Raw genomic sequence first — 18,968 nt, 5'->3', positions numbered from 1 at the left:
TTTTAAGTCGGCGAGACCCGAATCAGTGGTCTACTTTTCGGTCGGCGTCTACACCCTGCCCATCAATTCCGCTAATAAGTGATTCTTCAATTTTCAAAAAAATACAAAGATATCCTAAATAAAAGATGGCTAAAAAGTCGGAAAACACCTTGTTTTTGGACAGCGCGCATATTCGAATGGGTGGAGCAGCGAAACACTTTCTCCACGCGATGTTAGCCGAATTAGCAAGGCGCCGCGCTAGCAGAATTAATGGGCACGATTAGCGTTGCTATGGACATGGTTACCGTTAATAACGGACTTCAACAACAGCGGTTCAATATGGCGGATTTTAGTACAGCAGTCCTTCACCTCCTCACACGCACCGACGCGGCTTGCAGAATGTATCAACGTGCGAATTTCGATTGAGCTTGTGCTCAAAGAGGAAGCCCTTGTAGTTTCTCTGGGGAGCGGCGACTTCATCCAGCGCTTACTACATCTTGGCAAAGGTTGCCGAGAGCCGGCACGTTGTCTTCGAGCGTGTTGGCATTGATCATATCAAGACTTCGAAACAAGGCACCGAACTTTCCCATTGCTAAAGGACAACGCCTCGCCTAATGTTAAAGGTGTAAACCTTAACGAAGGCCCAACGAGCGGCTTTTCTTTCTACCAAAAGGCCTTAGCATGAACTGTGATCCAACCGATACGGCGGTGGTATTCATCGACCCACAGAACGATGTCCTGAGTCCTACGGGCAAGAATTGGGGCGCGGTTGGTGCGAGCGTCACTGAGAATAAAACCGTCGAAAACATGCTGAGAATTTTCAAGGCCGCCAAAGCCGCGAAGGTCAATGTATTTATATCTCCGCACTACTTCTTTCCGACCGATCGCGCATGGAATTTTAACGGCCCGCTGGAAACAGACGAGTTCGCAACCGGTACATTCGCGCGAGCGGGCACTCTGAACCTCCAGGGATTTGAAGGCTCAGGCGCAGACTGGCTCGTAGAGTTCAAACCTTACATCGATGACGGCCAAACTATCGTCGCGAGTCCTCATAAGGTCTTCGGACCGCAAACCAACGACCTTGTGCTGCAATTACGCAAACGGCATATAAGCAAAGTGGTACTGGGCGGCATGCTCGCCAACATGTGCGTGGAGGCTCATTTGCGAGACCTCCTCGAGCATGGCTTTGAAGTGTTCGTGGTAGCAGATGCAACAGCCGGACCTCGTCATCCAGTCTGGGGCGATGGGTATAAAGCCGCGATGATCAACTATGCGTTCCTCGCGCACGCCGTAGTATGCACCGACGAAGTCATTGCGGCGATGACTTGATGCGCCTGTCGTCAGCGTCCGAATATTTAGAACATTGCATCTCTCGCTGCTAATCGTAACAATCTGGTGCGACATGTACTGATAGTTGGTGCGAGTGGCGTTGCTTCGCGCGAGATACAGCGCTGGCAGTTATTTCGCCATTCTCCCGTGTTCGCCGTCAAACGAGCCGGCGACAGACTACGTCGGCTTTGTGCTAGGTGCTGTCCGGTGCAAATGCGATGGACAGTCCGAGCTGCGGGCCGATACGGTCGTGCAGAAATGATCGGGGAAAGGCTGTCTCACCAAAGGAGAATCGTAATGACCAGTTCCGCATCAAGTACTTCGTCAGCTGCCAATCTCCACACGCCCGCCATTCTGGTAACGCATCATCGGACGGCGATAGTCGACGGATTGAAGATTTTTTATCGTCATGCCGGTCCGGCGGACGCTCCCGTTGTCCTGCTGTTGCATGGTTTTCCAACCTCGTCGCACATGTTCCGGAACCTGATCCCTGCACTCGCCGACCGCTACCATGTGATTGCACCGGACTATCCCGGCTTTGGTCAGAGCGACATGCCGGATCGCGCCGCTTTCGCCTATACGTTCGACCGCTATGCCGAACTGGTGGATGGTCTGCTCGACCATCTCGGCGCTAGCCGGTACACGATGTATGTCATGGACTATGGCGCGCCGGTTGGCTGGCGGCTGGCTCTCAAGCATCCGGACCGTGTGGCCGGCTTCATCGTCCAGAACGGGAATGCCTACGATGAGGGCCTCAAGGCGTTCTGGGACCCGATCAAGACCTACTGGGCCGACGGCTCGGACGCCAGCCGGAAAGCGTTGCTGCCGCTGTTCACGCTCGAGACGACCATTTTTCAGTATACCGATGGCGTGTCCGACCGCACCCGTGTTTCCCCGGACAACTGGGTCCACGACCAGGTGCTGCTCGATCGTCCCGGCAACAACGACATCCAGCTCGACCTGTTCTATGACTATCGAACCAATCTGCCGCTCTACCCGAAGGTGCAGGCGTATTTCCGTGAGCATAAGCCGCCGATGCTAATCGTGTGGGGGAAGAATGACGTCATCTTCCCGGCGGATGGAGCTTTCCCGTATAAAGAGGACTTGCCGGACGTACAGACTCATATGCTCGACACAGGTCACTTTGCGCTAGAAGACAAGGCGGATGAGATGGTGCCGCTGATACGCGACTTCCTTGCTCAACAGGTCGATTCAAGAGCGTGATTAAATATTATGGTGATTCCTATGTTGACGGCGAATTTCGCTGGCATTGACTTTTATCCCCGGACCGCCGCATGACTCGGGGATGAACCTGGTTTGCAATGCGCCTTGTTGTTATTGCGAAGGTGGGCCGCCAAGCATTGCCTTCCGGGGAAGAATTTGTAGTTGATGGCTCCTGCCTCGAGTAATTTGCTTATGCTCGCAGCCAGCTAGAGAATAAATCATGAATCGCCTGACGATCCGATGGCTAGCGGCGACCTTGCTGTTTTGCAGGCTTTCCACTGAGCGAGACGACCCTACACCGCCGACAGCCCTAAACGGGGTGACTGCCGTGCTTGTACACGGCACGTTCGCCGATGAGTCGAGTTGGAGCAAAATCATCCCGCTTCTCGAAGCGCGCGGCCTGCAGGTGGTCTCCGTGCAAAACCCGCCGCGTTTGCTGAGTCAGCTGAAAGCTGTTGCCGCCGCCTTTATCGCAGCGGCGAGCAAAGTATGATAAGGGCCCGACAGCGTGGCGTTCGTTGACTTATCAATAGTCAAACCATATAGGGTGCCGACATCGTGCGGGGGTGCGACAAATTGCATTCAAGGGATTTGCTAACGGAGATTGCCATGAGCCTCAATGCTGCGGAGAGGGTCGAAGACTCAGAAACAGGAAAACGGAGCGGGGCTCTAGTTCCACTGCGCTGGACGCACAGAGCTGTTCGCTGTGGTACCGGAGGCTTCGCGAGGCAAGGCGCCCGGACCTAATGGGTACCTGATCGAGAGATCAAGCCCGGGATTTCCTGGATCAGTGCCGGTGGATACGACACAATTTTTATGCCGGCCGATCAGGGGGCATCGTTATGGACACCCCTCCTGTAGTGCACGACGTATAAGACTATCGCGCCAATCTGCCGCTCTATCCGCACATGCAGCGTTGATATTCTCAGCTATTCAAAGATAAATGTCATTAAACATGCATTCACCTGATCGGAGCAGCATTCTGCGTTCCTCGCTAGCGGTGGCGCAGGCCGCCAGGCGTATCCGTGGGGCGGATTCCGTTGTGTCGTTCGCTAGCAACGGCTTCGTCGAGGCCATTTTCTGATTTCGTAAGAAGGAGAACATGCATGATCGCAATCAAAGCAGTCAAGTTGGCAAGCGGAGTCCTGATCGTCCTGGCTTCATTCAACGCTTATGCGCAGTCAAGTGAAGCTGGCGCGATGGCATCCCCCGCACCGAGTGCGAAGTCCGCGAGGGCGGAAAACCGCGCTCTGGGCAAGAAAGTGCGCGCAGCGCTCGCAAAGGCCAACGGGATTGACGTTGCCAACATAAGCGTGCGTGTCCGCGGCAGCGCGGTCTCGCTGTCCGGCAGCGTGCCAGACGCGTCCCAGGTCGGTCAAGCCACGACGGCCGTGAAGGGCCTGCCGGGCGTCGCTTCCGTCGACAATCACCTCACGATCCGATCGGAGGAGGGCGGTCAGTAAGCAGACGAGCGCGCAGGGCAAAGCAGTGATAGCGCCTTCCCCGGAATGCTCCGGATTACCCCCAAGTTGAATGATCATGCTATTCGTTTTGCCTGAAGATCTGATACATCTTCGTGATCTCGTGCAATATGAGGAACCGGCACCAGATGACCGTTGGGCCCGTGGTCGGTCATGCTTGCGATTCAGGTATCCGCTGAGCATGGCGCTCCACAACACCGCTTGCTGCAAGGCTGGGGGCTTCTTTAGCGGGTGCCTGGTATGGTGGGATTGGCATCGCTATCAAGGCAGGTTACCTGAGTGCGAGCGCTGATGCAGCAAAATCCCAATGCCGCAAGCAAGGAGTGTCAAATGACGAAGAGAGTTGCGGAAGACATTCACGGTTACTCATACGGGATGGCCGAGATCGCATCATCGGCTGTTTCGCTGCAGGAGTTGGAGGACCTTAAGGCTACCGTGGGCTTCACCGAAGACGACAAGCGCTATTTGCTTCTTGCCGGCGAGGTGCTCGCGGACCAGACCCATGACGTCGTGCTCCGATGGCGCAGTGGCATCATTGCTGGCATACCACACCTTGCGAGGCACTCGCGCGCGAATGATCGGAGGCCGCTTCCTGACTATCTTGCGAAGAGTAATCTTCGGTTTGAACAGTGGATCCTCGACACCTGCTTTCGTCCATACGACCGCGATTGGCTCGATTATCAACAGGAAATTGCCCTGCGGCACACCAGCCTGAAGAAGAACCAGACGGACCAGGTCGAATCCACTTCGCATGTGCCACTGCGCGACATTATCGGATTTGTGGCCGTCATTAACGAAACCATCAAGCCCTATCTTGCCAGCAAGAGTCACTCGAAAGCAGAGGTTGAGAAGATGCACCGGGCATGGTGTAAATCCATTCAACTACAGATGGCGCTTTGGGCAGGCCCCTACGTCAACGCATCACAGGCGCCCAATGAGTGGTAACCGCCTGGCGCAGACCAAGAAAAGCGGCTCGCTGGGGGGTTGTCGGGCTCTTTCGCTTGTTGACGAAGGTCCGGTCACCGGCTTATTTGATTTTCGCCGCCCATATGCGGCCCGATCTTGCTGCGCCGCCGCAGAGTAGCATGGACGCGATTGAAGCAACGAATACGAGGCCGAAAAAAGGGCCGGCATATTCGCGCCAAATCTCCTTAGCCACGCCCAGCCCACCATGCCGGACATTCGCAAACGCGCGGTGCCCGCAGCATTGGCCACAGGGATCCCAGTCCCTGAGCCGCGAAGACGAGGACGAACGTGGTAATGTCAAGCTAGACGTCGCCTCAACGATTAAATTTAGGCGGCTTTTCGCTCCTTTCTGTGGACGCGTTTGATGGGTTCGAAATTGTCTGAAATAGGTGGACAAGTGAACACTATTGACTTGGCCCTGCAAAATTCAGTTTGCTTAACGCACGACACCGATCGAGGCATTTTGAGATGATGCCAACACGGATGGCGACCTCCGTCGCTTGTGAACCAATGCAGCGTGCCCAAAGACAATTCCCCGTGAGCGTTTTATACCGTTACATCGTATTTTCGATCGGCGAACGTCGGTGGTAGCCACTGCACTTTTTCCATTCGCCTCGGCCATCTCGCGCAATGTCGTCGATCGCCTCATTGCGCCAGCTTGCTCCTGGTGTGTCCTCAGACCAAGGTTTGGCGCCTTCACGCGGCGCAATCGATGGCGTAGCGCCGCGCCCAGCGATCGCCTGATGGCACTGCTTTGTATCGTATGCACCGTCACCGCCTATCGTATCGATGGGCTCATCGGCAGGAATCTGGGCTAACAAACCGGGCAATGCACTAGCGTCGTCGACGTCTTGATGAGTCATCATCGCCGCGCGTATCTGGCCCGTCTTCACGTCCAGCCGGAGATGGACCTTACGCCACGTGCGCCGCTTGGAGTAGCCGTGCTTGCGCACCTTCCATTCGCCTTCGCTCTATACGCGTAGTGTTGACGAAATTATGTTGGTTTACGATAACAGAGCGGGCCAGCCCCTTCGATATCCTGACCGTTAAAGTTCGGCTCTGTCGTATCGGCAGTGCACAGCACCACGGCAACTGTCCCATGCGTGCCGTGGTACGGTCCCAATGCGGCGGTTGTGTCGCAGTAAGACGGGAGGGACGAGTAAATTTGATACCGAAGAAATACCTTATGAAACGAGCGAGCAGAACTGCTGGGCAGCGGACAGCGGGATTTTTTATCCAAGCGTTTCATCTGCCCTTTCTTGACCATGTGCATAGTCTCAATGCCACTGAGAATAACGCGCGCACAGTCAAAGTCCGTGAACCCCTGCATCGGGCAAGCGATGCGTTTGATGGCCCGATGGTCCTGTTCGACCACGTTGTTCAAAAACTTGGCTTGACGAATCTTGATGGGCGTCCCGCGCTCGGCATTCACCGCATGAAGCGCGGACAGTTTGGAACCGCTCTTGTCGATTGTCACCGTCTCGGGCGAGCCGTTCTGACCGATTGCCTTTTTAAAAAAACCGCCGGGCAGCCTTGTCCCGCTTGGCTCTGAACAGAAACTCGATAGTGTTGCCCGCCTTGTCCAAGGCGCGATAAAGATATTTCCACGAGTCTTTGACCTTGATATAGGTTTCATCCATGCGCTAACTCTTGCCCACCGGGCGCTTGTGCTTGCGAAAAGTCTTTTCAAACAAAGGCACCAGCTTGATGACCCAACGATGCACTGTTGAATGATCCACGCCAATGGCGCGCTCAGCCATCACCCCCTCGAGATTTCGAAGACTTAGCGAATGGGCCACATACCACCGCACGCACAACAACATCACGTCCAGCGGATAGTGTAACCGCTGCAGCACCTTGGTAACGCCAGCAGCAAGGTCCGTTCGTGGTGTTGCGTTCTTCTTTATCGCGGGCCCAAGCAAAGTTTTGGCAACCCGAACTTTACCGCGGCACCGCTATGCGACAAAACCACTGCGATGACGTTTAGTAACAGACTCCTTCAGAATTTAATGAGAACGTTGCCCGATTTCGAGGGTGCCGTCACGGCCGAAATGGCCGAGGATAAATCGCCGACCTCAAACTGATCGGCGTGACCGAATAGTTCCGGATGATTTCGGGCGACCTCGAGCGCTTGACCGATGTCGGCATGCTGCTGTTTCGCTGCCGCACCGAACCAGTGTCCAACCGTGACGCCCTGCAGACGCTGGCCGCGATTCATCAGTTTTGCCGTTGCGGCTGGACTATCGTCGAGCGCGCCATAGCTCATAATTGTAGCGCTGTCAGCCATCAGGTCCGAAAGCTCGCCTATCATGTCGCCGCTCACGCAATCGAAGGCCAAGGCAAGCTCGCCGCTCGCGTGCTCGCGTACCTGATCACGCCAGTCGGGCTGGGATATGCTGATAACGGCGCCTCCTGGCAAGACGCTCCGCAGCACGTCGGCGCTCTGCTCGGAGCGTACCAGCCGTATCGGTGAGATGCCACGCTGCAAGGCAAAATGGGTGATCAACTTGCTTACCGCTGAGGCGGCACCAGTCTGGATAATGGTCTGGACGTTTGCATGGACCGCTGACGCTTGGCGTAGCACGTGCAACGCGGTAATGGAGTTAATTAACATCTGGGCAGCGATGTCATCAGGTATCTGCGCCGGCACTGGAACGAGCGCCGCAGCTGGGAGTACGCGCCAGCTTTGCCAGGCGTCAGGCGCAAAAAAAGCGACTCTGGCACCAATCTCCAGCCCGCTGGCCGCCAATGTGGCCGATGCCGCTTCGGTGACAACTCCCACGGCTTCCAGTCCGGGCACGCGCGGGCCGTCCGTGGACTGGCCGCGCTTGCCTGCATAAGTGCCGGTAACCAGATGAAGGTCGCCGCGATGGATGGCGCTGTGCGTTACGCGCACCAAGACTTCGCCGTCCGCCGGCGAAGCAGGACGATGGGCTGCGCTCACGCGCAATACGGATGCGGGGTCGCCGAAAGTGTTGTGCACTACCTGGCACGCGGTTTCAAGATTGCTGTTCATTGAGATACTCCTGTGGCAAACCGAAAGGGAAAGAACGTGGGGCGGGCCAGGGCACGAAGAAGTCGTGTCCGGCAATGGGCGCGCCCATACCTTGAATCGCGCCCCCACGTTTGAGGTTGCCGAGGTCTATCGGGGCAAAACCTAAAGTTTCAAATAGCAAGGCCACGGTGTTTTTGGCTGCTGCGTTATCGGCCGAGACAAACAGCACACGGCGCATGCCGTTACGTTGTGGCTCTTGTGAAAAGTTACTCATGAAGGAGGTGTTGATCGCCTTCACAACAGACGCACCTGGCGCCAACTGCGCCACGATTTCGCTAGAAGTCTGGCCGCCTAGATCGACCAGGCCACCCTGCGGAGTGCCGTCGAAAGGGTTGGTGGCATCGATCAGGATTTGCTGCCGCCACGCCGGCAAACCCGACAGCGCTGACGCGACGTTTTGCCAAGCCACCCCTAGCAGCACAAGCGGCACCTGAGCCGCGTCTTCCTTGCTCACTGCCCGAGCATTGGGTCCCAGCTGCGCGACAACACTCGCCAGGCTTTCCGGCCCCTTGCTATTGCTGATCATGACAGTGTGTCCGGTGCCGATCACCTTGCGAGCGAAGGCGCATGCGACTTGACCTGCACCAATAATCCCAATATCCATCTTTTTGCTCCTTAGCCACTATGCAATTGTTGCGCTGCGCAAGCCTAAGACGGGGTTTGCACCCAATGGTGGCCCACTTGAAAGACCACCAGTATTCATCGCTAAAAGGTGTATTTATTAACCATGCTCTAGATTTTGCCGATCTCCCGCAGTGAAGCGCCCGGGTTTGTCGGAGACCACCGAGATTGGCGCTACGCCGCGCGAGCGAGTAACTCCTTTCCGATTGTAAGCTTCCTCCGCTTCGGCAGGCGAGATATAGCCCAGTGGGCCGAGCAGCCGACGATGGTTATACCAATGGGCCCATTCGAGTGTCGCCAGTTCGATTGCCTGCACGTGCGGCCACGACCTTCGATGGATCACCCCGCTTTGTATAAGCAATTGATGGTTTCGGCCAATGCGTTGTCGTACGAATCACCGACGCTGCCCGCTGATGGTTGCACACCCGCACCCAGCAAGCGGTCTGTATAGCGAACGCAAAGATATTGCGATCCGTCGTCCGAATGATGTTTGAGACCCTCGCCCGGCTGCGTTCGTGCAGCGCCTGATTTAGCGCATCCAGTACGAAGTCTGTGCGCATCGAGGACGACACGCGCCAGCCAACTATACGCCTTGCGAACACATCGGTTACGAACGCCACGTACACGAAGCCCGACCATGTCGAAATATATGTAAAATCCGCAACGCACAGCGCGTTAGGTCGGTCGGCCCGGAACTGCCGCTTCACCTAATCCGACTGGCACGGCACCGCATCATCTCGCTAAGTGGTCCTGATCACGCGGCCGCGCCGCACACCGTGGATGCCCATCGCTTTCATCGGGCGCTCGACCGTGCAACGCGCAACCTTCACCTCGTCACGCAACTGCTTTCGCCACACCTTGCGTGCTCCATACACGGCGAAATCGTCTTCCCAGATCTGTCTAATTTGAGCCTTCAATACAGCGTCGCGGCGAGTTCGTGTCGACCATTGCTGCGGGTCGTGGCGTCGGGCCATATGCCGATAGTATGTCGACGGGGCGATCGGCAGCAACCGGCAGATCGACTCGACCCCGTAGAGCGCACGATGATCGTCGATAAACGTGATCATGGCTTCGGTCGGCGGTCGAGCTCCGCCTGCGAGAAATACGCGGACGCCTTACGGCAGGATCTCGTTGACTGTACGCAGTTCCCGAACCTCACGTTCAAGCTCTTTGAGTCGCGCCAGATCCGCCGTAGTTATGCCAGCCCGTTGCCCTGGATCACGCTCAGCTTGATTAACCCAGTTGCGCAGCGTCTTTCGCGACATTCCCCTCTTCGCGGCAATCGAGCGCATCGCCGCACCCTGCGTCTCGTATCGTGCTGGTGCTCTAACACCATCCGGACCGCACGTGCCCAAACCTCGTCAGAGTATCTCGCCCCTGTCGGCTTCTTCACTTTGCTTGCGTTTTCCATTCTTCAAATCTCCCGTTACAGCCAAGATCGAAAGTCTCCTACATTTCCGGGGCGCCTCAAGGAGTTGCGCCGCAAGGGCATGACGCCGATGCTGCTGTGGGAGGAATACCGGGCCGAGCAAGCGGACCGCCAGACCTACGCCTACTCCCAGTTCTGCGACAACTATCGGCGCTTCGCCAGGCAGTTCAAGCGCTCGATGCGGCAGATTCACCGCGCAGGCGGGAAGCTGTTCATCGATTACGCCGGCCCCACCATCGCATTGACCGACGGCAGCCGGGCCCACATCTTCGTCGCCGCGCTGGGTGCCTCCAGCGGCTTTGGTGCAAATAGGCTCGGCGAATCGGTTAAAGTATTAAGCCCAACAATCTGGTGGTCGGTGATGAGCAAGCGCGAAGCCGTTGAAGCGTTGATTGAGGGGCGGCATTTTGATCGGGAGATCATCATTCTCTGCGTGCGCAGGTACCTTCGCTACAAGCTCAGCCTGCGCGATCTGGTCGAGATGATGGCCGAGCGAGGTTTGTCGCTGGTGCACGGTTTGCCGGCGCTGCGACAAAACGGGGCCGACCTCGCGGATCGGCCCCGCGGATGAAGCGCAGGTCGAAGCGATCGTGGCAGCAACGGTGGAAAAGTTTGGACGGCTCGACGGCACCTTCAACAATGCAGGATTCGTGCAAACGAACGTCCTGTTGCACGAATTGATCGCAAAAAAATGGCGCCGTATTCAAAGCGTCGACTACGATGGCGTATTTTTCTGCATGAAACACGAGATACGGGCGATGCTGCAGAGCGGTGGAGGCGTTATTGTCAACACATCGTCCGCGCTGGGCCGGGTGGCCGTGCCGCTCTCGGCTAACTATTGCGGATCGAAGGGTGGGGTATTGGGTTTGACCAAGGCTGCCGCAGCGACTATGGTCGTAGGCAGATCCGGTGTCAACGCCATTCTTCCCGGCGCCGTAAATACGCCCATGGTCCAGGCGCTGACGTCGGAACCGCAATTCGCCGACTTGCTGGAGAAGCTGCGGACGTCTCACCCGGGCGGGCGTATCGCCTTGCCGCAAGAAGTGGCTCGCGCTGCGGCGGGGCTCCTTTCGGACCAGTCGTCCTTTGTGACGGGCGCTGAGTTGGCCGTGGACGGCGGCTTTCTCGCCACGTAACGTGTTTAAAATGCGGGCTCGGCCGCCCCCGCAATCGCAGGCCAGGATTTACAGGTAGATTGACAGAGCGAGGCAACACGATAATGTCCGGCCTGGTCACGCGGGCTGGACGGCCAGTTACCCAAAAATCTGGCTAATTTTCTACCGCGGTCTCACCGCAAAAAAAGGAAGGAGGTCGAAGATGTCAAAGGTTCTGGTTCTGTACTATTCCACGTATGGTCATATGGAAATGATGGCCGAAGCCGTCGCCGAAGGGTCGCGCTCCACGGGCGCCACAGTCGACATCAGGCGGGTTCCGGAGACTGTAGCTGAGGAAGTGGCCAAGGCCGGACACTTCAAGCTCGACCAGAAAGCGCCGGTTGCCGCAGTCTCCGAACTCGCTGACTACGACGCGATCATTGTTGGCACGCCGACGCGCTTCGGGCGCATCTCATCGCAGATGGCGGCCTTCCTCGATCAGGCCGGCGGCCTGTGGATGCGGGGTGCGCTGGTCGGCAAGGTAGGCGGTGCCTTCACTTCGACCGGCACGCAGCACGGCGGACAGGAGGTGACGTTGTTTTCGGTTATCACCAACCTAATGCACTTCGGCATGGTCATTGTCGGCCTGCCCTACAGCTATGCAGGGCAGATGACGGTGGATGAAGTCACCGGCGGTTCTCCATACGGCGCCACGACAATCGCCAGCACAACAGGTCAACGTCAACCAAGTGTTATTGAGCTCGACGGCGCCCGCTTCCAGGGTGAACTGATCGCCAGGACAGCGAACAAGCTGTTCGGCTGAAGCTCAGAAGCTAACGCTGCCGGTTCAGACCTTCGCATCCTGCGACGAGTGCGTCGAGCAGGTGACGCACGGCCGGCACCATGCCTCGGCGCGTGGGGAAGATTGCATGGACGAGGCCTGGCGTGCTGGCAAGCCCTGGGAGCAGATGCTGCAAACGGCCCGCATGAATGTCGGCCTCGACCAGTTCTCTTGGTAGCTGCACACTCTGACCTATATCGACGACGAAGCGAAGCGCCGGGGGACGTTGACGCAACTCAACCGCGGCGAAAGTCGCCACAGCGTCGCACGTGCCGTCTTTCACGGCAAGCGCGGCGAGCTGCGTCAGCATTACCGCGAGGGTCAGGAAGACCAGTTCGGCGCACTCGGCTTGATGCTCAATATGATCGTGCTTTGGAACACGATCTACGTCGAAGCCGCCTTGAACCAACTGCGTGCGGAGGGTTACGCGGTAAACAACGCAGACGTGGTGACACTGTCACCGCTGTCCGCACGAGCACATCAACATGCTGGGGCGGTATTCATTCTCGGTGTCAGATGCAGTGGCCAAGGGCGAATTACGGCCCCTACGAGATCCGGCGGACACCGACTCATGAAAATGCTTAACCCGGTTTTCCGTTCCACTGCGCCTCAAACCCCTACATAAGGGATGCCCGCCGCTCGATCTCAACGCCCCAGAGGTTCGGCGAAGTTGGCCTGGAATTCTGCAGGTTGTAAGCCCTCCCCCGGAACTTGAGACGATCAAGCAGCACGATGAGCAGTCGGAGTCTGGTTGGGGAAGGCCGTATGTCCCAGACTCGTCAATTCTCTCGAACCCTCTCGGCCCCCTTATGTCAAAAATCGATCACCTGCTCGTTTCCCTTAGTCGCGCGGACAGATTAGGTACCAACCTGATTCGCATCTCGATAGCCATCGTCTTCATCTGGATCGGTCTGCTCAAGTTTGTACCCTTCGAGGCCGACAGCATCACACCAATGGTCGCCCGCAGCCCAATGATGTCGTTTTTTTACAAGCATCCGGAGCAATACAAAGATCATATGACGAAAGAGGGCCAGCTTGTGCCCGCATCGCGTGAATGGCAAGAACAGAACAATACCTATCGATTTTCACGTGGACTCGGCAGCGTTGAATTATTCATTGCATTTCTTGTGCTTCTAAATCCGATTTCGCGGAAGGCGGGTTTGATTGGTGGCCTCTTATCATTCCTGACCCCTTTTGTAACGCTGTCTTTTCTCGTCACGACGCCTGAGGCGTGGGTTCCCGCGCTCGGTGACGCACAGCATGGTTTTCCGTACTTATCGGGAATGGGTCGGCTGATCATCAAGGACACCATAATGCTGGCTGGCGCTGTGGTAGTAGTTGCCGATTGTGCAAGAAAGATATTGGAAGAAAGGCAATCCGAATCTGCTTTGCGAATGAAGACAAGCCGTCCAACACTACCTTGAACACGAGTGCCTTCGCGATAGTCGATGTTAGAGACCTTCGTCGTCATAGTATGAAACTGCGTCTTGGAAATTCTATAGAAACTGTATGGATGCTTCACTCAAATTTCAGGGGGATACGGTGAGTATATCTTCATGCTGCCTCAATCCATTACATACTCGATTTCTCGGTGGCATCGAGCATTTTTTCTGGCTCGCAGACCAAAACCGGCCAACTCACTTCGCTATGGTTGCGAAAGTGAAGGGACCTACGTCAATCGATCAATGGCGTCATGCGATTGGGGAGGTTCACGCAATGCACGTTGTGTTGCGCTCGCGCATTGAAGTCGATGTAACAGGTTCGCCTTTCTTTATTCTAATACCTGAGTGCGAGCCTTCTCTTCGGATTGTTGGCACGGGGATCTGGTCTTGGGAAGACGAAGTCGCGCTAGAGTTGCAATCGCCGTTTGTCGTAGGAGATGGGCCGCTTGTTCGATTTGTTCTCCACTACAATTCGAGCTGTGCAACATTGATTATAGTTGCTCACCATGCAATTGCTGATGGTATGTCGGCTGCGTACCTTTTCCGCGATATCCTAAGCGTGCTAGCCGAAGGGCAGTCCCGTCAAGCGAATGCCCCATTTCAGAATCTCGAATTTATCGAGTCACTTGAGACGCATTTGGTTGATCAGATGCTGGAGTCGGCAGTAGAAGGACAGATCACGCCGATGCAAAGTGCGCAACCTCGGACAGCCAACTTTCGCCCAATCAGTGGGAATCTTCCACACGTCGAAGCATATGCGCTCAATAGGGCGTGTACAGCTCGTTTAATAGCAAGCTCGCGTGAAAGAGGCATTACAATTCACAGCGCTCTAGGCGCTGCATTATCTCTTGCCTCTCGGAATCTCACAGGAAGTTCCGGTACTTCGATGCGCCTATTTTCACCGGTGAATATGCGTCAAAGTTTAGCAACGAATAATGAGGCGATCGGAGTTTTCATCGCGGCGATTACCAATGATGTCCCGCTTTCCGACAACGAACTCTGGTCATCAGCGAGTGCGTTTGCAGAACTTTTGCGCGCGGAAAGAACACCCGCCCGCTTGCTGCAATCTATAGATGGGCTCGCTAGGGTGATGAGTACTAGGCCCGCCGTGGCGCAAGTCGCGGCACTCCTGCATAGCCACTTGAATTGGGATATCCTGCTCAGTAACCTTGGCGTGTTGCCTATCCCTAACCGTTACGGCCCAGTAAAATTAAAGGAGATTTGGGGCCCTATTGTCTCTCTCGGCTTTGCGGAGGAGCAAGTAGTTGGAGTTGCTACATTGGGGAGTACGCTACGATTAGTGCACACCAGTTATTCTCCTATTGATGGGTTGCTTGCTGAAGCAGCGCGGTTACTTTCCGGTTAAACCGTAGTCGCTACAAATCGGCAGCATTAGGCTAACTGAGGTTCCCCCTGTTTTTCGTCTTCCAAGTAGGTCAGGTAAATTCTCAACTTGGAGGGAAGAGCAAATGCAGAAGATACCGAAGGGGGGCTTCATGGCTGAGTTCAAGCAACAGGCTGTTCAGCGGATCGGCAACGGCCATTCAGTCACGGTCGTAGCGCGTGAGTTGGGCGAAACCCCTCAGACGTTGCGCAACTGGGCCAAGGCATTGGCGCCAGACGAACTTGGGGCGCTCAAAGGCAAGCCTGTCACGGCCGATCAGATGGAGATGTCGAGGCTACGCGCTGAGAACAAGCGTTTGTCCCTGGAGCTTTAAATCGCAAAAAAAGCGGCGTACTTCGCGAATAACCTGCTGTGAAGTACGGTTGGATTGATATGGAGCGAAGTACGTATCCGCTAAATTGCTGTGCGCTGTGCTGTCGGTCAGTCCGAGCGGTTATCGGTCCCGGAAACGGGGCGGCATCGCGCAGCGCAAGCGTCTGAGCGATGCGCAAATGCTCGAATTGATTCGTAGCGTCCACGCGCAATTGAAAGGTGCGTATGGCTTGCCTCGCATGCTAAAAGAGCTTCGTGCACGGGGTTTCCCGGCGGCCAAATCACGCGTGGAGCGACTCATGCGCGACAACGGAATCTGGGCTCGTCACAAGCGGCGCTACAGGGCGACGACTGATTCGAACCATGTGTTGCCGGTGGCGAAGAATCTGCTCGAACGCAAGGTTTTTGCCTCAGAGCCCAACCAGGTCTGGACAGCTCATATAAACTATGTGTGAATAGGTGCGGGCTTTTTATACCTGGCGGTGGTGATTGACCTGTTCAATCGCGAGATTGTCGGTTGGTCGATCAGGCCTACGATGTCAACGCAAATTACCATTGATGCGCTGAAGATGGCGTGTTTCCTTCGCAAACCGGCACCGGGGGTGATACATCATTCGGACGCGGCAGCAGTACGCCAGCAACGCATTTCAAGCGGAGCTAGCCGAACACGGCAGGGTGTGTTCGATGAGCAGAAGGGGACAATGCCCCAAGCGAAAGCTTTTTTAACGTCTTGAAGAACGAACGGGTACACACGCAACACTACGCTACGCATGGGGAGGCGCAAGCGGATTTGTTTGACTACATTGAAGTGTTTTACAACCGGAGTCGCCGCCACTCCACGCTCGGCTATCTGTCACCAACCCAGTTTATGGAAAACTGGATCGACGCACAGAAACAGCGAAGTCAGGCAGCATGAAACCAACCCCTTGGGCGCTGAAGAACGAGTGAAGCTCAAACTCGCAAAGGCTATGCTACGGGCAAGTGCGCACGTTTGCTTCGGTGTTGCATTTGCTTAAGAGGGCTGGATGGACTAATTTTTTCGGTTTTGCTTTGATGAAACATTGGCAGAGGCTGTCCGGAAGATGCTGAGCGGATGGCTCGCCCGCAGGGCGCCACGCTGCTCCGGCATGCGATTGTCCGGTCATCTTGACAGTGGGAGGGCGGCATGAGAGCCAAAAAAAATCGATCGTCAGTTCGATGCTTATCATTCCGGGCTTTTAGGCGTCTGATGAAACCGATAAATGCTGCAATGCTTGCAGGAATAGTGCGTCGCTGCTCCCGACCAGCGGATCTGCAAACGGCTAAAGACGCGCAACGTCGATGATTGCATCGGCGAAAGCCTTTGGCGCTTCCTGTGGCAGGTTATGTCCCACGCCGCCGCTAATATTGCGATGCGCGTATTTGGCGGTGAACTTCTTTGCATATACAGAAGGATCGGGATGCGGCGCGGCGTTGGCATCGCCTTCCATCGTGATGGTCGGCACGGAAATGGTCGGCGCCAGCGCGAGACGCTTCTCGAGTTCGTCGTATTTCGGCTCGCCTTTCACCAGCCCCAGACGCCAGCGATAGTTATCAATCACGACAGCAACGTGATCCGGATTGTTGAACGACTTGGCTGAGCGCTCGAAGGTGGTATCGTCGAAAACCCATTTTGGGGAGGCTGTATGCCAGATCAACTTATTAAAGTCGTGCCGGTTCGCTTCGTAACCCGCGTAGCCGCGCTCGGTTGCGAAATAAAACTGATACCACCATGCAAGTTCGGCCTTGGGCGGCAGCGGCGTCCTGTTCGCTTCCTGACTGCCTATCAGATACCCGCTGACCGAGACCATCGCCTTGCATCGGTCGGGCCACAACGCAGCGATAACGTTCACCGTACGAGCTCCCCAATCGAAACCGCCGAAGATGGCCTGGCCGATTTTTAGCGCGTCCATAAGAGCGATGATATCGACGGCAATGACTGCTTGCTGTCCGTTGCGGGGCGTATCCGCCGACAGGAACCGCGTCGTGCCGTAACCTCGCAGATACGGTACTAAGACTCGATAACCCGCCGCCGCCAGTTGCGGCGCGACCTCGACAAAGCTGTAGATGTCGTAGGGCCATCCGTGCAACAGGATGACGACCGGTCCATTTCTCGGACCCGCTTCGGCGTATCCCATGCTAAGTACGCCGATGTCGACCTGGCGAAGACTCTCGAACGACACAACGCTCGAGCCGGTCGCAGGGTTGGTTGCAGTGCCATTAGACTGCGCCTTGGCGAGTTTGCTCATGCTTAGGTTCATCAAACCGAAACCGGCCATAGCCGAACCAAAAAGCCGGCGGCGAACATTAATCGGGTCTGACATCGCTAGATTCTCCTTGAAGATAGGCCGATAAGGGGCGGTTCTGTAATCGCCATGCCCTTATCGGAAAGACGCTCTTATTGCTGTCTTTGCGAGGTAATCGCCTTCTTTGTACTTACCAAGACGCACTGTGGTGTCTCGGTAGGTTCGCTAAGAGCAACTGCGCAAAAGTGACGTAAGCATCGGTAACGATCGATACATCGCGTTAAAAAACGGACGGCTCGCTTCTCTCTGCCATCCTTATTGGCGCATAGCTGTGCATGGACCTGGGTCCGTAGCACGAGTCAGATACGTCGGCAATGCATAGTGCATCAACGCCGAACGTCGAGCAACGCATCTCGCGACTGGCTCGGCCGCAATGATCAAAAGTTATGTATCAGGCCGATGCCCGCACCGAACTGGCTACGCGATGACGACGGCCCGTTGTTGAATCCGTTGCCTATCGATGCCGTTGCGTCGATGACCTGTCTGCCATTGGGCGTCTTGCCGTTCGCGCGCTGGTAAGCCTCGACTGCGTAGAGGCCCGTGCGCTTCGACAGTAAGTAAAACTGTGTCAGCGTCAACTGTTGGTACTGCGCTGCGCTTGTGATACCGTTCGACCGAGTTGCACCCGTATAGCTATAGCCCCCCGCAACGGCCCACTGGCCAATGGGATTCCATCGCAGCACGCCGCCTGCCGTGTTAAATGTCGCTTGGCTGCGGAATGTCGAGCCGACACCCGGGATGTACTGTACATTCGAGTAAGACGCCGTGACGTCCCACTCCGACGAAAGGTAGCCCGCCGTCACCGCCGGGCGCTGCTGTGCTTGCACCATCTATTATTGATCGCCGACACGGCTGTCTGGCCGCCGCCGTTCGACAACGTCGATTCCGAACCCCAAGTACCCCCGCCCGGCGTCGAATTGTTCACACGCCGAAAGCCGGCAGCGATGCCATAGGGGCCGCCGACATACCGGACGCCTCCACTCCAGGTCGAGCCGGCGTTCAGGCTGCCCGGCGCGCCACCGAACGCGTACGAGTCTCCAACCGTGAAGCCGTAAAACTTCGGCGAAATATAGACGAGTGAAGTGTTAGCGCGGTAGTCGACGTCGAGCGCGTCGATGTCGCCAGGGTGTGCGCCCAAAATGGCCGGTCATCCAGTTGTTCGGAGTGTACGTAGACACCAGCGTATAGTACAGCTTATTGCGGGTCGGACAGTCCCACCCACAATTGACGCGTGAACATGTCCGCTGAATTGCGAGGTCCCGTTATTGGTGTTCACTCCCGCTTCGAGTAGAAAGACGGCCTTCAGGCCACCGCCCGGGTCGGGCACGCCCGGCAAGATGCTCCCGCCGCTCGCTGTGCTGGTATGGCTGACATTTTCTGCACGCAGCAGGGCCAATCGACATTAGCTCAGGGCCGTTGGCAACAAGTGCCGGTAGTCACCGCGGTCGATATGGAACGTGGGCTGT

13 protein-coding genes, 7 pseudogenes and 1 other annotated feature are annotated in these 18,968 nt (G+C 56.2%); of the genes and pseudogenes, 12 read left to right on the top strand and 8 right to left on the bottom strand.

What is annotated here, in order from left to right:
• Window positions 1-660: 660 nt before the first annotated feature.
• The 5 genes and pseudogenes from AX768_RS30100 to AX768_RS30085 all read left to right on the top strand — a co-directional run bounded on the left by AX768_RS30100 (window position 661) and on the right by AX768_RS30085 (window position 4,958).
• On the top strand, window positions 661-1,308 hold the full coding sequence (locus AX768_RS30100; protein WP_062003836.1) for a cysteine hydrolase: 648 nt from the start codon (window positions 661-663) through the stop codon (window positions 1,306-1,308).
• Window positions 1,309-1,605: 297 nt separating this feature from the next.
• Complete coding sequence (locus AX768_RS30095) at window positions 1,606-2,532, top strand: alpha/beta fold hydrolase (RefSeq protein ID WP_155524381.1); 927 nt, start codon at window positions 1,606-1,608, stop codon at window positions 2,530-2,532.
• 298 nt (window positions 2,533-2,830) lie between these two features.
• A pseudogene (locus AX768_RS34575) lies at window positions 2,831-2,998 on the top strand (alpha/beta hydrolase); the annotation flags it as partial.
• Window positions 2,999-3,638: 640 nt separating this feature from the next.
• Entirely contained in the window at window positions 3,639-3,995 is a 357-nt protein-coding gene (locus tag AX768_RS30090; protein WP_062003834.1) for a BON domain-containing protein, read from the top strand.
• Window positions 3,996-4,343: 348 nt separating this feature from the next.
• Entirely contained in the window at window positions 4,344-4,958 is a 615-nt protein-coding gene (locus tag AX768_RS30085) for a protoglobin domain-containing protein (protein WP_062004067.1), read from the top strand.
• 425 nt (window positions 4,959-5,383) lie between these two features.
• On the opposite strand, the pseudogene AX768_RS30080 reads toward AX768_RS30085, so the two are convergent.
• The 5 genes and pseudogenes from AX768_RS30080 to AX768_RS32315 all read right to left on the bottom strand — a co-directional run.
• A pseudogene (locus AX768_RS30080) lies at window positions 5,384-5,947 on the bottom strand (IS5 family transposase); the annotation flags it as partial.
• A 216-nt stretch (window positions 5,948-6,163) separates the two neighbouring features.
• Window positions 6,164-6,802 (bottom strand): annotated as a pseudogene (locus AX768_RS32320) (IS6 family transposase).
• Between the two features lie 176 nt (window positions 6,803-6,978).
• Window positions 6,979-7,995 (bottom strand): alcohol dehydrogenase catalytic domain-containing protein, encoded by a 1,017-nt coding sequence (locus AX768_RS30065; protein WP_062003830.1) that lies wholly within the window; start codon window positions 7,993-7,995, stop codon window positions 6,979-6,981.
• Window positions 7,979-8,638, bottom strand: a complete 660-nt coding sequence (locus tag AX768_RS30060; RefSeq protein WP_082779167.1) for an NADPH-dependent F420 reductase — start codon at window positions 8,636-8,638, stop codon at window positions 7,979-7,981. The genes AX768_RS30065 and AX768_RS30060 overlap by 17 nt, the downstream gene beginning before the upstream one ends.
• Before the next feature lie 117 nt (window positions 8,639-8,755).
• Window positions 8,756-10,066, bottom strand: a pseudogene (locus AX768_RS32315) (IS3 family transposase).
• Window positions 9,648-9,764 (bottom strand) — a sequence feature (AL1L pseudoknot). (Overlaps the previous pseudogene by 117 nt.)
• A 79-nt stretch (window positions 10,067-10,145) precedes the next feature.
• Between AX768_RS32315 and AX768_RS33090 the strand changes: the two are divergent.
• The 3 genes from AX768_RS33090 to wrbA all read left to right on the top strand — a co-directional run bounded on the left by AX768_RS33090 (window position 10,146) and on the right by wrbA (window position 12,001).
• Entirely contained in the window at window positions 10,146-10,655 is a 510-nt protein-coding gene (locus AX768_RS33090; RefSeq protein WP_155524380.1) for a hypothetical protein, read from the top strand.
• A 19-nt stretch (window positions 10,656-10,674) separates the two neighbouring features.
• The gene (locus AX768_RS30045) at window positions 10,675-11,220 is read left to right on the top strand and encodes an SDR family NAD(P)-dependent oxidoreductase (RefSeq protein ID WP_231941663.1); all 546 of its coding nucleotides are present in this window, start codon (window positions 10,675-10,677) and stop codon (window positions 11,218-11,220) included.
• 181 nt (window positions 11,221-11,401) lie between these two features.
• Window positions 11,402-12,001: an NAD(P)H:quinone oxidoreductase gene (gene wrbA, locus AX768_RS30040; protein WP_062003827.1), complete on the top strand. Its 600-nt coding sequence runs from the start codon at window positions 11,402-11,404 to the stop codon at window positions 11,999-12,001.
• A 10-nt stretch (window positions 12,002-12,011) separates the two neighbouring features.
• Here wrbA and AX768_RS32310 read toward each other — a convergent pair whose 3' ends face one another.
• The gene (locus AX768_RS32310; protein WP_231941662.1) at window positions 12,012-12,203 is read right to left on the bottom strand and encodes a hypothetical protein; all 192 of its coding nucleotides are present in this window, start codon (window positions 12,201-12,203) and stop codon (window positions 12,012-12,014) included.
• Here AX768_RS32310 and AX768_RS32305 point away from each other — a divergent pair.
• The 4 genes and pseudogenes from AX768_RS32305 to AX768_RS30015 all read left to right on the top strand — a co-directional run.
• A pseudogene (locus AX768_RS32305) lies at window positions 12,198-12,594 on the top strand (Tn3 family transposase); the annotation flags it as partial. The gene AX768_RS32310 and the pseudogene AX768_RS32305 sit on opposite strands and share 6 nt — an antisense overlap.
• Before the next feature lie 234 nt (window positions 12,595-12,828).
• Window positions 12,829-13,443 carry a reactive chlorine resistance membrane protein RclC gene (rclC, locus tag AX768_RS30030; protein ID WP_062003825.1) on the top strand — a complete coding sequence of 205 codons (615 nt, stop codon included), beginning with the start codon at window positions 12,829-12,831 and terminating at the stop codon, window positions 13,441-13,443.
• Between the two features lie 85 nt (window positions 13,444-13,528).
• Window positions 13,529-14,827 carry a condensation domain-containing protein gene (locus tag AX768_RS32300; RefSeq protein WP_082779166.1) on the top strand — a complete coding sequence of 433 codons (1,299 nt, stop codon included), beginning with the start codon at window positions 13,529-13,531 and terminating at the stop codon, window positions 14,825-14,827.
• 103 nt (window positions 14,828-14,930) lie between these two features.
• Window positions 14,931-16,094 (top strand): annotated as a pseudogene (locus AX768_RS30015) (IS3 family transposase).
• Window positions 16,095-16,479: 385 nt separating this feature from the next.
• On the opposite strand, the gene AX768_RS30010 reads toward AX768_RS30015, so the two are convergent.
• Window positions 16,480-17,520, bottom strand: a complete 1,041-nt coding sequence (locus tag AX768_RS30010) for an alpha/beta fold hydrolase (protein ID WP_062003822.1) — start codon at window positions 17,518-17,520, stop codon at window positions 16,480-16,482.
• 359 nt (window positions 17,521-17,879) lie between these two features.
• Window positions 17,880-18,838, bottom strand: a pseudogene (locus AX768_RS32295) (porin); the annotation flags it as partial.
• Window positions 18,839-18,968: the final 130 nt, after the last annotated feature.

Source organism: Burkholderia sp. PAMC 28687, assembly GCF_001577465.1.
In the GTDB taxonomy this organism is placed as follows: Bacteria; Pseudomonadota; Gammaproteobacteria; order Burkholderiales; family Burkholderiaceae; genus Caballeronia.
Note: the sequence above shows the minus strand (reverse complement) of the source record. Positions and strands in the feature narration are given on the sequence as shown.

Bases quoted from the DNA above. Each gene is read 5' to 3' on its own strand.
- AX768_RS30100 (WP_062003836.1), top strand. From the start codon at position 661: ATGAACTGTGATCCAACCGATACGGCGGTGGTATTCATCGACCCACAG.
- AX768_RS30095 (WP_155524381.1), top strand. From the start codon at position 1,606: ATGACCAGTTCCGCATCAAGTACTTCGTCAGCTGCCAATCTCCACACG.
- AX768_RS30090 (WP_062003834.1), top strand. From the start codon at position 3,639: ATGATCGCAATCAAAGCAGTCAAGTTGGCAAGCGGAGTCCTGATCGTC.
- AX768_RS30085 (WP_062004067.1), top strand. From the start codon at position 4,344: ATGACGAAGAGAGTTGCGGAAGACATTCACGGTTACTCATACGGGATG.
- AX768_RS30065 (WP_062003830.1), bottom strand. From the start codon at position 7,995: ATGAACAGCAATCTTGAAACCGCGTGCCAGGTAGTGCACAACACTTTC.
- AX768_RS30060 (WP_082779167.1), bottom strand. From the start codon at position 8,638: ATGGATATTGGGATTATTGGTGCAGGTCAAGTCGCATGCGCCTTCGCT.
- AX768_RS33090 (WP_155524380.1), top strand. From the start codon at position 10,146: ATGACGCCGATGCTGCTGTGGGAGGAATACCGGGCCGAGCAAGCGGAC.
- wrbA (WP_062003827.1), top strand. From the start codon at position 11,402: ATGTCAAAGGTTCTGGTTCTGTACTATTCCACGTATGGTCATATGGAA.
- rclC (WP_062003825.1), top strand. From the start codon at position 12,829: ATGTCAAAAATCGATCACCTGCTCGTTTCCCTTAGTCGCGCGGACAGA.
- AX768_RS32300 (WP_082779166.1), top strand. From the start codon at position 13,529: ATGGATGCTTCACTCAAATTTCAGGGGGATACGGTGAGTATATCTTCA.
- AX768_RS30010 (WP_062003822.1), bottom strand. From the start codon at position 17,520: ATGTCAGACCCGATTAATGTTCGCCGCCGGCTTTTTGGTTCGGCTATG.